The sequence below is a fragment of the Prosthecobacter sp. genome, from assembly GCF_029946185.1.
In the GTDB taxonomy this organism is placed as follows: domain Bacteria; phylum Verrucomicrobiota; class Verrucomicrobiia; order Verrucomicrobiales; family Verrucomicrobiaceae; genus Prosthecobacter.
Window position 1 is genome coordinate 1 of the sequence record NZ_JAQSEA010000145.1, and the last position, 13583, is coordinate 13583.

Annotated in this window: 12 protein-coding genes; 6 read left to right on the plus strand and 6 right to left on the minus strand. The window is 60.2% G+C overall.

The features are described 5' to 3' along the window. A partial coding sequence (locus PSV43_RS12340) for an NAD(P)/FAD-dependent oxidoreductase (RefSeq protein WP_300197307.1) occupies positions 1-773 on the plus strand: 773 nt, incomplete at its 5' end. 122 nt (positions 774-895) lie between these two features. Here the strand turns inward: PSV43_RS12340 and PSV43_RS12345 are convergent. From PSV43_RS12345 to ccsA, 6 genes are all read right to left on the minus strand, one after another. Further along, positions 896-1150, minus strand: a complete 255-nt coding sequence (locus PSV43_RS12345; RefSeq protein ID WP_300197310.1) for a hypothetical protein — start codon at positions 1148-1150, stop codon at positions 896-898. A 123-nt stretch (positions 1151-1273) separates the two neighbouring features. Beyond that, a complete protein-coding gene (gene hemC / locus PSV43_RS12350; RefSeq protein ID WP_300197313.1) occupies positions 1274-2212 on the minus strand; it encodes a hydroxymethylbilane synthase in 939 nt (312 codons plus the stop codon). A gap of 168 nt (positions 2213-2380) precedes the next feature. After that, complete coding sequence (locus PSV43_RS12355; protein WP_300197316.1) at positions 2381-2932, minus strand: DUF6036 family nucleotidyltransferase; 552 nt, start codon at positions 2930-2932, stop codon at positions 2381-2383. Further along, positions 2910-3293, minus strand: a complete 384-nt coding sequence (locus tag PSV43_RS12360; RefSeq protein ID WP_300197319.1) for a hypothetical protein — start codon at positions 3291-3293, stop codon at positions 2910-2912. The genes PSV43_RS12355 and PSV43_RS12360 overlap by 23 nt, the downstream gene beginning before the upstream one ends. A 52-nt stretch (positions 3294-3345) precedes the next feature. Continuing rightward, entirely contained in the window at positions 3346-4410 is a 1065-nt protein-coding gene (gene hemA, locus PSV43_RS12365) for a glutamyl-tRNA reductase (RefSeq protein WP_300197322.1), read from the minus strand. Next, a complete protein-coding gene (gene ccsA / locus PSV43_RS12370) occupies positions 4403-5182 on the minus strand; it encodes a cytochrome c biogenesis protein CcsA (protein WP_300197324.1) in 780 nt (259 codons plus the stop codon). The genes hemA and ccsA overlap by 8 nt, the downstream gene beginning before the upstream one ends. 102 nt (positions 5183-5284) lie before the next feature. On the opposite strand from ccsA, the gene PSV43_RS12375 reads away from it, so the two are divergent. The 5 genes from PSV43_RS12375 (at position 5285) to PSV43_RS12395 (ending at position 13576) form a co-directional block, all read left to right on the plus strand. Continuing rightward, the gene (locus tag PSV43_RS12375; protein WP_300197328.1) at positions 5285-5488 is read left to right on the plus strand and encodes a hypothetical protein; all 204 of its coding nucleotides are present in this window, start codon (positions 5285-5287) and stop codon (positions 5486-5488) included. Between the two features lie 358 nt (positions 5489-5846). Next, complete coding sequence (locus PSV43_RS12380; RefSeq protein ID WP_345784666.1) at positions 5847-6368, plus strand: adenine phosphoribosyltransferase; 522 nt, start codon at positions 5847-5849, stop codon at positions 6366-6368. An 11-nt stretch (positions 6369-6379) separates the two neighbouring features. Continuing rightward, the gene (glnD, locus tag PSV43_RS12385) at positions 6380-9181 is read left to right on the plus strand and encodes a [protein-PII] uridylyltransferase (RefSeq protein WP_300197333.1); all 2802 of its coding nucleotides are present in this window, start codon (positions 6380-6382) and stop codon (positions 9179-9181) included. Between the two features lie 549 nt (positions 9182-9730). Beyond that, entirely contained in the window at positions 9731-10117 is a 387-nt protein-coding gene (locus tag PSV43_RS12390; protein WP_300197336.1) for a BlaI/MecI/CopY family transcriptional regulator, read from the plus strand. 18 nt (positions 10118-10135) lie between these two features. Next, entirely contained in the window at positions 10136-13576 is a 3441-nt protein-coding gene (locus PSV43_RS12395; RefSeq protein ID WP_300197338.1) for a penicillin-binding transpeptidase domain-containing protein, read from the plus strand. The last annotated feature ends 7 nt before the right edge of the window (positions 13577-13583 follow it).

Consider the following 13583-nt stretch of genomic DNA (forward strand, 5'->3'; position numbering starts at 1 on the left):
ATGCCAAGGGCACCGCGCATGGCCCCTACGATCTCCTCATCATCTGCGACGGCGCACAGTCCACGCTGCGGGATCAAAGCGGTGTGCCCGCACGCGTCAGCCGCTATCCTTGGGGCGCGCTGTGGTTCATCGGCCAGCGCAGGCCGGAGTTTGATCCGCAAGTCCTGTGGCAATGCGTCGGCTCCACCCGCGAACTCACCGGCTTTCTCCCCACCGGCACGCAGGACGATCTCCTCAGCCTGTTCTGGAGCATCCGGCTCGATCACATCGACCGCTGGCGAAATACCCCGCTGGAAGATTGGAAACGCGACATCCTCGCACTCGCCCCGCAGGCCGAAAGTTTCCTCGCGCAAATCGACTCCCACTCGCAAGTCGCCACCGCCGCGTATCACGATGTCCGCATGAAGCAGTGGCACGGCGACCGCGTCGCTATCCTAGGCGATGCCGCGCATGCCCTCAGCCCGCAGCTCGGCCAGGGCGTGAACCTCGCGCTCATGGATGCTGCGGTACTCGCGCAATCACTTGCTACTCATGCCGTGTTGTCAGAAGCCCTCGCGCAGTACTCACGCACCCGCCGCAGCCATCTGCGCTTTTACCAGTTTGCCACCCGCTGGACGACTCCTTTCTTCCAGTCTGATATTCTGCCGCTGGGGTGGCTGCGTGATCTCGTGTTCCCGATCATTCAACGCATTCCCCCATTGCGCCGCCAGATGACGGCGACGATGGCGGGTGGGAAGACGGGGCCGTTTTCGAGTCTCAAAGACATCCGCTAGCCCTCCCCCTGAAGGCTTCCTTTTTCGCTCAATGGAACAAAAAACAGCGCCCGGATAAACATCCGAGCGCTGCAAAGGGGAAGCGAATCAGTTCAGGTGAGACGCCCGCTCCAGACGCTGACTTAACGGTGATGGCTGCCACCGCTATAGCCTCCGTAGCCGCCACCTCCGTAGCCGCCGTGGTGACCACTGTAGCCGCCGCGGTAACCACTGTGATGACCGCTGTGTCCGTGGCTGTAGCGGCTGTAGGAAGGGCGGTAGGATCTGCCGTGTCCATAGCCACCGCCGTAGCCGCCGCCATAATAAGGGTCGACACAGGAGCTTAATGAAGTGAGGGCAAGGACTGCGGTGAACAGAAGAACCAATTTAGTTTTCATAGTTGTTCATTCCGACGCAGTCCCTCCGCGTCTATTCAAACAATCGCTGCGATTATAAAGTGGCGGCGAATTGCAACCGCCACTCCGTGGGCGTTCTTCGCGGCAGAGATGCGGTTCAAGCCATCACAGCATGCCCGCCAGATCTGCTGCGAGTTGCGCGGCTTCCTGGACGGGGCGCTGGGCTGCGCGCTCGACGGGTGGCAGGGCGAGATCGGCTTCATTGAAGACGCGGACGGCCATGTGGAGCTGGCCGTCGATGATCCAGGTGTGGGCACCGACGGGGGTCTGGCAGCCGGCACCGAGGATTTTGAGGAACTCGCGCTCGGCGGTGACGCGGGATTCGGTTTCGGCGTGGTTGAGGGCGCGGATGGCGGCGATCGTGGCGGCATCGCCGGAACGGCATTCGATGGCGATGGCACCCTGCCCGGCAGCGGGCAGGAACTTCACGGGATCGAGCGTCAGAGCGCACAGGTGGGTGCCTTCGATCTGAATTTGCTCGTCCTTCATCAAGCCGAGGCGCTGCAGGCCGGCAGCGGCGAGCAGCACGGCATCGAGCGCGTTTTCGCCGATGACTTTTTTCACGCGCGTGGGGACGTTGCCACGGATTTCGACGATCTGGACATCTGGGCGCAGAAACTTCAACTGTGCGGCACGTCGTACGCTGCTGGTGCCGACACGAGCGCCCTGCGGCAGGGTTTCGAGGGTGTAGGGATGCGCGCTGACCAGCACGTCCTCAATGGCCGCACGCGGCAGCACGGCGGCGATGGTGAAGCCGGCGGCGAGATCGCTCGGTACGTCCTTCAGGCTGTGCACGGCGGCGTCGATCTGGCTGTTTTCGAGTGCGATTTCGAGTTCCTTGATGAAGATGCCTTTGTCCACCTGCGCCACGTCGCTGAACTCGGAGAAGCGGAGATCCTGGCGTTTGTCACCACTGGTCAGAATGATCTGGCGCTCGACGCTGAGTTGCGGGTGCGCAGCCTGCAAGTCCGCCGTGACCATGGTTGTCTGCGTGAGGGCGAGTTCGCTGCCGCGGGTGCCGAGGATGATTTTTGCGGGGGTCATGGTGGGGCGCACAGCTTTTCACGTACCGGGGCGGGGTGCAAGGGAAGGGCTGAAGAAATCAAGCACTTCGGAGAACCAGAAATGGTTAACCACGGAATACACAGAAGAATGAATCAGACACGGGTTTGACTGCGCTGCGCCCTGCGGGCAGCCTTCGGCTTTCTTCTCTCAGCATGGCGTTCTGACCTGCGCCATGCTGCGCTCCACTTTCTCCCGATCTGCCGCATCAAGTGGATTGCCTGCATGCAGTTCCTCCAAGCGTGCCCAGGTGATGAGGCCGGTCCCCAGCAGGCCGCGCACCCATACGATGTCCTTTGGTCGCCCCGCGTAGAGCTTGTTGTAGGCGATGTCGTGCGGATCAAGGCAGTGCCCAAGCAGCCCTTCGGTGAGCTGAAGGGTCGTTACTCGCTGCTGCCAGCCGGGCGGCGTCCACTTCAAGAGGCTTTCACTGACGTAATCGACAAAGAAGCGATGCTCGGCAGAGAAGTCGCTGTCCTCACCCAGCTCCCGTTCCATGATATTGGAGTCGAAATATAAAATTGGCGTGCCGACCGGGATCACATCAATGTCTTTGCTGGTGCGCAGGATGGCGGGAACGTCGGGGTTGACGACGGCCACGGAGGCGCTGCCGATCATCCAAACGTCGGTGACTCCCACTGGCAGCCAGCGGCGCAGTTCAGGCCACAGAATGGCAAAATCAGCCTGCGTAAGCTCTTTCACGAATAGTCTCCATTTCCTGCGGCGTCACAAAGGGCGCGCCTTTGAAAGGCATGCCCGAACGAAGTCTTTGCCCGGTGTCTCCTGAATCTTCTAGAATCCTGGCCACAGCCTCCACATCTCCAGCCTGAAGCAAAGCCAGCCATTCTGTATCATGGGCGGAAAGAGTCTCCTCGTCACGCAACAGCCAGTTCACGCCTTGCACCAGCATCTGAGGCTGCTCACGCAATCGTGCGGCGACCAGTTTGCCTTTTTGCCAGCGAATCCAGTCCTGCACCAAGTAATTCGGCGGCAGGTCGAGCCAGGGCGGGAACATCGGGACTTCATCCGATGCGCCGTGTGGGGTCTCCATGACGACTGACATGCCGGTATGATGCACTCGGCGGGCCTCGGCGGCAAGCGCGGCTTCGCGGCCCCTACGCCACAGCCAAATCACCGCCGGGCTTGAGGAAGCCGTATTTTTCGAGCTGTTCTTCGATGATGCGCTCGCAGGAGGCGAGCTGGCGCATGCGTTCGCGGCGGCCGTCGTCGGCGATGGCCTGGAGGGCGTCGATGTCGTAGAGGTACACGCCTTCGATGTCGTTTACGGCGGGGTCCACGTCTCGCGGGACGGCGATGTCGATGATGAGCAGGGGCTCCCAGCGGCGCTTGCGCATGACTTGGTCGATCTGCTCGGGCTTGATGACAAAATGCGGGGCGCTGGTGCTGGAGATGATGACGTCCACTTCGTGCAGGGCGTGCTCCCATTCGTCGAATTTCATCGCGGTGCCCTTCATCTCGGCGGCGAGTTCGACGGCTTTATCGTAGCTGCGGTTGGAGACGATGATGCTCTTCGCGCCGCGTGAGAGCAGGCTCTGCGCGCAGGTGCGGCTCATTTCGCCAGCGCCGACAAGCATGACGCGGCACTCTTTGAGATCGTGAACTTTTTCCGCCAGATCCACGGCCACGCTGCCCACGCTGGTGGAGCCGCGCTGGATGGTGGTCTCGTTGCGCACTTTTTTGCCGACGGTGAAGGCCTGCTGGAAGAGCTTGTTGAGCGAGCGGCGGGTGGTGCCGGTGTCGAGCGCGACTTTGTAGGCCGCCTTGACCTGGCCGAAGATTTCCGTCTCGCCCAAGACCATGGAATCGAGCCCGCTGACCACGCGGAAGAGATGCCGTGCGGCTTCGGCGGAGTCGAGATTGTACAGCACGAGGGCTTCCGCGTGTTCGGGCTGCAGTTCGAAATGGGTGACGAGGTAGTCGCGCAGCGCGGCATGGCCGTGATCGCCGCTGGGGAGGGCGTGCGTGGCGTAGAGCTCCACGCGGTTGCAGGTGCTGAGCACCACGCATTCCTCAAAGCCCGGCAGCCCGCTGACCTGCTGCACGGCATCCGGCACCTTGGCTTCGGGAAACGCCAGGCGCTCACGCACCTCGACAGGGGTGGTTTTGTAGTTCAGGCCCACACAGACGAGGCCGCTTCGAATGTCCGTCGGTTCAGGCATGTGTGACGATCCACAGAGAGATGAACGGCAGAATGAAGCCGATGACGGCCAGCCACGCGGTCTTGCGCGGCGAAGTGAAATGCCGCCACATGAGAAACGCGCATACGGCATACAGCGCCCAGACGCCCCAGGCAAAGACGACGTGGCCGGTCTTGGTCATGGGGAGATGCAGGGCAAAGGAGACACCCAGCGAAATGCTCAGCAGCAGCAGGCCGAGGTGCACGAGCCGCTGGATGGCCTGCGCGAGGCCCTGAATGGGTGGCAGTTGATAGAACAGGCCGCCGATTTGGTGGCGCTTCAGCATGCGCTCCTGAACGAGGTACATGACACCCGTGACGCAGGCCAGGGCAAAGGCCGCGTAGGCGATGAGCGCGAGCGCGATGTGCAGCTCCACCAGCGCATTGATCTGCCCCTTGGGCGGATACGGCGCAAAGCCCGCGGTGATCGCGATGCCGTGCATGATGCTGACCAGTGGTGCCGTGAAGAGCCCCAGCAAGGACAGCCGGAAGGAGGACCCGAGCAGAAAGTAGAGCATGACAATGCTCCAGGCGATGAAGACAAGGATATCCGCCAGACTTTTCATGGGGCACTGGCCCACTTCCTTCCCGCGGAGGTAGATGAAGTCGGTCTGCAGCGCAAAGCCGAGGGCCATGAGCAGAAACTGCGCCCGCGCCCGCTTCCAGGCACCCGCTTTGAGCGCCAGAAGAGCCTGCACGATCGCACCCACAAAAACGAGCGTGGCGGCGATAAGGATCTGCTGGGAGGTGGGCATGAAGGCGGGGGATATAAATACTCGCGGTCTTGGGGCGTTTCTGCAAGGATGAAGACGTTTTGGCAGCTTGTCAGTTTTGGGGGAATATGCTTTAATTTTGTCATGCCTGCTGCCAAACCGCGTCCATCTGGAATCAAGGCCCAAGCCGCAAAACTGGCCCGTGCGCTGCCTGAGTCTGCTTCATGGGATGATTTGATGTATGAAATCTACGTCCGGCAGAAGATCGTCAGTGGTCTGGCAGACATCGAAGCTGGCCGGGTGAAGACGCATGCCGCCATCAGTAAAAAATTTGGCCTGTCAGCGTGAAGGTCCTTTGGTCAGCGCAGGCAGAAGCGGATTTGGACTCGATTCATGCCTTCATTGCCCGCGACTCCGAACATTATGCGGGTTTGCAGATCCGGCGGATCATTGAGCGTGTCGTTTATGTCGCGTCACATCCCATGAGCGGGCACCACGTGCATGAACATCCTGCGGCAGGACTGCGGGAGGACTGCGGGAGGTACATTCGGGGTCCTACCGGATCATCTATCACCAGACCGACAGCCAGTTCGTCGTGGTGACGGTCGTCCACATGAAGCAGCGCCTTTCGCGCAAGCGTCTCGGCGGCGCATGAAGCTTGCGCATCCCCGCATCTCCTCCATGATCGCAGGACATGGCTCCTGACATTCTCGACAGCATCCGTCGCACCATTCGCGACGTGCCTGATTTTCCCAATCTTGGCATTCTTTTCAAGGACATTACCCCTGTGCTGGCAGACCCAAAGCTGCTGGCGCAGACGATTGATGGGATGATCGAGATCACCGGCATCACGAAGGTGGACAAGGTGGTGGGCATCGACGCGCGGGGTTTCATCTTTGGCGCTCTGATTGCAGAACGGCTGGGTGCGGGGTTCATTCCGGTGCGCAAAAAAGGCAAGCTGCCGTGGCAGACGCGGGGCATTGATTACGCGCTGGAATACGGCACGAATTCGGTGGAGATGCACCTGGATGCCATCGCGCCTGGCGAAACGGTGCTGCTGGCGGACGATCTGCTGGCAACGGGAGGCACGGCTGCGGCGGCGCTGCATCTGATCGAGCAGGCGGGGGGCAAGGTGCTGGGCAGCACGTTTTTCATTGAGCTGGCCTTCCTGAACGGCCGCGAAAAAGTAAACGACTCCGGCCCGGTTCATTCACTGATCACTTACTGACCTCTGCTGCGATGACCGAACGCGACTACCTGCGGCACCTGAACAAAAGTGCGGAGAAATTTTTCCCGCCTGAAGACAAGCTGCCACGAGGCCGCACTGAGACGCTGCGCCAGGCGAAGCGCTTCCTCAAGATCAAGGAGCAGCGTATCAAGCAGCGGCACCGCGCCGGCAGTTTCAGCGGTGCGGAGACCTGCCGCATGCGTTCGGATGTGATGGATCTGCTGGTGCGTACTCTGTGGGAGGAGAGTCTTTCCGCCTTGGACCCCGCAGTGCGGGCCAATCTCAACGTGAGCGTGATCGCCCACGGCGGCTACGGGCGGCGGGTGATGAGTCCAGGCAGCGATGTGGACCTCACCTTCATGTTTCCAGGGAACAGCGGCAAGGTGTCCACCGAAGTCGTGCAGCTTATCCGCGACTACCTGCTGTATTTCTACGATTTGAAGCTCAAGGTCGGCCACGGCTCACGCTGCGTGGGGGAGTGCATCAAGCTGGCCAATGAAAGCATGGAGACCAAGACCGCGCTGATGGAGGCCCGGCTTATCACCGGCCAGAAGGCTGCGTTTGAGGAATTCCGCTCCCGCTTTGACAAGGAATGCATGGACGGGCAGGAGGCGGACTTTTTGAAGCTGCGGCAGATTGATCTGAACAACCGCCACACCAAGTACGAGAACACGCCTTTCGTGCAGGAGCCGCATGTGAAGAACGGCTGCGGTGGTCTGAGAGACTACCAGAACCTGATCTGGATGACGTATGCGCGGCACCGCACGCTGAACCCCAAGGATCTGATAGCACTCGGGCTGATCTCGAAGGCGGGCTGGAAGGAAGTGGAGCAGGGGTATGACTTCATCCTGCGTGTGCGCAATGAGATGCACTACACCGAAAAGCGCGCCGAAGATCTGCTGACGCTGCGCCTGCAAGGACCGGTGGCCACGAATCTCGCGTACCGCCACAAACGCATCCTGCGGCGCATCGAGGCGCTGATGCACGAATACTACACGGCCACGCGGGACATTTTGCAGCGAAGCAATGAGGTGATGGACCGCTTCCACCTGCAGGCGCTGGAAACTGGCGCGAAGACAGGCCGGCTCATGGGCTTCCTGGCGCGGCGAAAGTCGGAGAAGCAGCAGGAGAGCTTTGATGGCTTCCAACGCAAGCATGAGCGCCTCTACGCGGAAAGCCCGACGATCTTCAAGGACGACCCTGAGCGCATGATGCGCCTCTTTCTCCACACGCAGAAGCGCCACCTGCGCCTCAGCCCGGATTTGTTTCAGCTCATTCAGGACAACTTCCGCCTGGTGGACACGGGCTTTCGCTACAGCAAGACCAACCGCGAGACGTTTGAGACGATCCTCTCCCACAAGGGGGATGCGGCGCGCACGCTGCGGCAGATGCACCGTGTGGGCTTCGTCGGCCGGTACATGCCGGAGTTTGGCGCGCTCACCAACCTAGTGCAGCATGAGTTCTTCCATCTCTACACGGCGGACGAGCACACGCTGCGCACCATCGACAAACTCGATGAGCTGAGCGATCCCACCCTGAAAGGCGTGGACCTCTTCCAGCAGCTCTTTCACGATCTGCAGCAGCCCTATGTGCTGTATCTCGCTTTGATCCTGCATGATGCGGGCCGCGCGGCGAACAAGAAGACGCATAGCGATGAGAGCACCACGCTGGCCGCCGCTGTGTCCCGCCGTCTCCAGATCAAAGGCGAGCGCCGCCGCCAGTTGCTCTTCCTTGTGGACAACCACCTGCTGATGTACCGCACCGCCACGACCAAGAGCCTGGACGACCCGCAGGTCATCGAGGAATTCATGAGCATCGTGCGCACGAAGGAGAATCTGGACACGCTGATGCTCATGACCTATGCCGACTCCAAGGGCACCAGCGACAAGAGCTGGTCCGGCTACAAGGAGGCGTCCATCCGCCAACTCTATCATAGCGCGCTGCGTTTCATGAACGCGCCGGCGGATTTCATGCGCAATGTGCAGGTGCCGCTGGTGGACCTGAAAAAGGAGGTGTCACGCCGCCTCGGCAGCGGATTCGAAGCGGAAGTGGACGCGCACTTCCGCCACATGCCGCCCTCCTACTTCAATTTTCGCGAGGCTGAGCTCATCGCCACGCATTTGCGCCAGTTCCGGCTCTTCTTTGAGCAGCTCATCCGGGAAGAGGCTGCGGCAGGACTGCTGCCGGTCATGGACTGGGTGGATCATGTGGACCAAGGCTACAGCGAACTCACCGTCGTCTGCTGGGACCGCCATTTGCTGCTCGCGCGTGTCTCCGGCGCTCTGGCGGCGGAAAACATCAACATTCTCAGTGCAGATCTCTACCAGCGCGCCGATCACCTCGTGCTGGACACCTTCCGCGTCTGCAATACGAACTTCGCCGCTGTCACCACCAAAAGCGCGCGCAACCGGGTCGAAAATTCCGTGCGCAAAGCCTTCGGGGGGCAGACGTTTGATTTCGCTGATGCGATCCTGCAGAAGCTGGGCAAATCGATCACCATGCTCGATGAGATTGGCGCGGAAATCCCGCAGCGCATCTACGTGAACAATCACCTCTCCCTGGATCAGACGGTGCTGGAGCTCCAGCTCGTGGACCGCATCGGCCTACTGTATGACATCTTCATGGCCATTGGTAGTCTGGGCCACAACGTCACGCACGCGCGCATCAGCACGGAAAAAGGCGTCGCCATTGACGCCGTTTATGTGCAGAACGAGAACAACCAGAAAATCACGGATCGTGAGCAGTTGGACGAGCTGGCCGCAGCGGTGACGGCCGCCGCCAGCCTGCGTCTGCGTGCCACGGGCAAGGGGTGATCTGTTGATGCCTTTTCAAAACGGCAGCGTGCGGAGAGCGTAGCGTTGTTCCTGCGGAACAAGGAAGGCAGCGCCACAGCAAAGAGGGTGGAAGTCCGTGAGGTGTGGGTGTGATCAAGCGTTCACTTGATGCACAGCAACAAGGGTGTTTTCATGAGTGATACCCTGATGCGTTGAAAACGGGGCTGTTTTTCATGTGCTGAGAATCTTCTCGGGGAGAGCGACAGGTGATGGCGGGGCCAAGGTGCGGCGGGGCTGGTTGAAGACGCTGCTGGTGGGCGTGGGATGCGGCGGAGTGCTGGCTTTGCTGCCCAGAATTGTCTGCCATACCCAGGGTCGCCTCGCTGAGGCTCGGCTGACCCTGGGCTGGACTACGCAGCCCCTTCAGGGCTGGTGTGTGGCGGGACGAAGCGACGAAAGAGCGCAAAAGGCCCTTACTAAGCGCCATGGATTCAGACCCTTTTTCAACTGTGTGAGTCATCCCATTCGTTAAAAATTTCATGTTTTAGACTTGCCGCCCCGGCATTCATTCGCTAAAAAAATAACGAAATGTCCGACTCAACTCAATTTTCCCGGCGCGAGCGCCAGATCATGAACGTCCTGCACGCGGAGGGCAGCGCCACGGTGGCGACGGTGCAGGCCCGGCTGCCGGACCCGCCGACGGACATGGCGGTGCGGCGGCTGATGCACATTCTGGAGGAGAAGGGTCATGTGAAGCGTCTGCGCAAAGAAGGGCGCGAGGTCATTTATGCTCCGGCGCAGTCCAAAGCCCGCGCGGGACTCAACGCACTGAAGCTGGTGCTCGACACCTTCTTCGGCGGCGCGGTGGATGAGGCGCTGGCTGCGCACCTCACCCGCAAAGACGCAGCGCTGACGGATGAGCAGACTGCGCGCATTCAGAAGCTTATCGACGAAGCAAAGAATGAAGGCCGCTGATTTTCCAACGCACCGCTCATGAACACGACACCGCTGCTCGAACTCCTCTCACACACGGCGATGAAAGGCGCGGCGGTGCTTCTGGTGGCGCTGCTCCTCGGCCTGATCTTGCACACGACGGCTGCCTCACGGCGCTACGCCATTTGGATCACCGCTATTGCTGCGCTGGCTGTTTTACCGTTGGCGATGTGGGCGCTGCCTGCATGGCGTGTGCTGCCGAAGGCGACGTCTGAGATGGACTGGCCGATTATGGAAGAGCCGTTGGTCAGCGACCGTGCAGCAAACCTTCTGCCGTTGGCAAATCGTGGCGTCACTTCAGCTGTTGCCAAATCTGAAGTGTTGCTGCCCGCCCAGGCTGTGGCCGAGCCTGCCTTCTCTTGGAATGTTTCATGGCAGGATGTGGTAGTCGCGCTGCCGGTGGTGTGGCTGTTCATTGCAGCCCTGCTGCTGCTGCGCCTTGGGTGGAGCGCGTGGTGTTTGTGTCGGTTGGAGCGGCATTTGCAGGCTGGAAGCTGTGAGCAAGTGGCTGAAATCGCGCGGGAGATCGGTCTGCGTCGATTGCCGCAGCTTTGGCTCGGTGCCGCCGATGCGGTGCCGATGGTCTGGGGTGTCTTGAAACCACGCCTGCTGCTGCCACAAGGATTTGAAACTTGGAGCCGCGAAAAACAACGTGGTGTGCTGCTGCATGAGCTGGCGCATTTGAAACGTGGCGATCCTCTTGCGCTATGGGCCGCGCAATGGGTGAAGGCGCTGCATTGGTTCAATCCGCTTGTGTGGCTTACGTTCCGCCAGTTGCGTGCGGATCAGGAGCGCGCCTGCGACGATGCCGTGCTGCGGCATGGCGTGCGTGCCAGCGACTACGCGCAGGCACTTCTTGACCTCAGCCGCCACAACCGACTTGCTCCCGGGCTGGCGCTTTGTGCGCTGACCATCACCCGTTGCGCTCCTGTGGAGGCGCGGGTGAAAGCCATCCTTGACCCGACGCGTCGCCGCGAAGGTCTGACGCTGCGCTGGCTAGCCGGACTGGCCGGTGGTGCCCTGCTCATCACCCTCCCTGTGGCGATGCTCCATGCGATTGAAGGCCACGCGCTGCGCGGCCGTATTTTGGACCGCAACGGGGTGGTGCTGGCGGAGAGCACGAAGGAGAAGGTGCGGGTTTATCCGCTCAAGACGCTGGCGGCGCATGTGGTGGGATATACCCGACTGCCAGATTCAGATGACGCAAGACTGCATGGGGGTGCCGGAGTGGAGAAGAAGGAGGATCTCGCATTGAAAGCAGGCAACGATTTCACTCTCTCACTCGACGCACGCATTCAGGCCGTGACGCAGCAGGCGATGAAGGATGGGGGCGTGGAGCGTGGCGCAGTGGTGGTGCTTGATCCACGGACGGGAGAAATACTGGCCTCCGTTTCCTTGCCCAGCTATGACCCGAATCTTTGTATTCCTTCCATCAGTTACAAGAACTGGGATCGCTACCTCACGGATGTGGACCAGCCGCTGTTGAACCGTGTGGTGAAAGGGAATGTGCCGGGCGACGCATTCACGCCACTGACTGCTCTAGCAGCCATTTCGAAGGGTCTAGGGGATAAGACCTTCAATTGCCGGCGCGCGACCACCAGCTACCAGTCCAAGTTCGAGTGCCTGCAAATCAGGCAGGGAGGAAAGGGGCATGGAACCATCGGAGTGGAACAAGCACTTCAGACCTCATGCAGACATTACTGGTGTCAGCTGGGAATGCTGGCGGGTTTCGATGCGCTTGGCAAAATGGGAAAAGACATCGGTTTTGGTCAGCGCTACGGGGCTCTCGAGGATGAGGACTCAGGGGTATTGCCGACGCAGGAATGGTGGGAGAAACGCCGCCAAGGCAAGAGGGCATGGTCGGAAGACAACACCGCGTCTCTGGCGGAAGGCTATGGCTATGCGAGTGTGACTCCGCTGCAGATGGCTGTCCTGGCCGCGACAGTAGCAAATTCTGGGAGAGTACCCCAACCCACACTAACAATGACCGCCAAGACCGGATGGCGGGCCGATTTGATCAAAGAGGGCCTCTCCGCATCTCAAATCGAGAAACTGCGCGAAGGCATGCGTCTTGCAGTGAACAGCGAATCCGGCAGCGGCCGGAGTGCGCGCAGCGGGAAGGTGATGATCGCAGGTAAAACTGGCGCAACGAAAGGTGTGAGTCGCACGGACAAAGGTGAACTGATTGAAAGGAATAATTCCTGGTTCATTGGCTTTGCTCCGTTCGACCAGCCAACGTTTGCCTTTGCCATTCTGAATCAAGGTGGCAAGACGGTTGGCGACTGCGCCCCCATTGCGAAGCGCATCGTGGAGGAAATTCTGGCTCTTCCTGCGGATGGCTCGGGAGAGGTAAAGCCAGTGGAGGAAAAGAGTGCGACAGCTCCGACGAAGTTCGACTTCGATGCCGCTGAGACTTCACGCCAGATCAAGGCGCTGTCAGCGGAAGCCGGAATCATCATCAAGGAGTTCAAGATGGGGCAGGGCAACGTGTCCATCCTCGGCGAGGCCGCAGGCATGTTACCGGCCAGGAATTATCAGTTCAAACTGATGCAGCTGGGCAAAGAGCGGAATATTCAATGGACTGTGCCAACAACCCGAGAGATGGACAACAAAGGCGTGCGCATTGAAGCCAGCGGTGTCTATGAAGCTGAGGCGCCGAATGACGTGCCAGCAACCGCAGCGCCCAAGCCCGCGAGTGAGGCGGCGATGCGGCAGCAGAGCGATGCTGCGGTCCGCATGAGGCCTGTGCTGGCAAACCAATGGGCGCAGTTGAAAAAAATCGGACTGCTGGCTGATCTACCAGCAGAAGCGCGGCCGTTTGACACGGGTGAAAGCGAAGAAAGTCGTGTGAAAAGTGGGCTGCAGTTCCGCTTCGATGTTTCGCGCGGGGCAGGACATCGGTGGTTGCTCGCCACAGTGTATAGGTCGAAAAACGTGGATGAAGCGTCTCTCCAGTGGCCTGAACCACCGGAGGCGTTTCATCGCACCTATGCGGCTGCCGGCCATTGTTCGATCTCGATTCTCAGCTCTGACGGCGAGCACCTGATCATCATCGTCTCCCAGCAGAAATGGTCTATGCTGATCGCGCCGGATGAGTTTCAGGAACCACGGCCTGCGGGCAAGCTGGCTCCTGAGTATAAGCAGGAAGGTTTCACCTTGGTTGCACCCAAAGCGCCCACTCTCAACCCGGCACTGCAAGACGTGCTCTCGACGATTTCGCAGGAAGAGGCGCTGCGTCCGAGAGCTTTCTGGCCTCCACCAAATCAAATAATACATCTGCAAACTCCTCTCATCCCGTCTTACGTCCCTAGAGAGGTGTTGCATGCGCCGTTGCATCGCCTCGCTGGAGAATTCAGCGCCGAATCCGAAGAAGCGCTGCTACGCAACTCGCAGAGCAGTCGTCGCTGGCAACAGGCTTTGGTCGTACGTTTGCCACAGTAAAGACGGT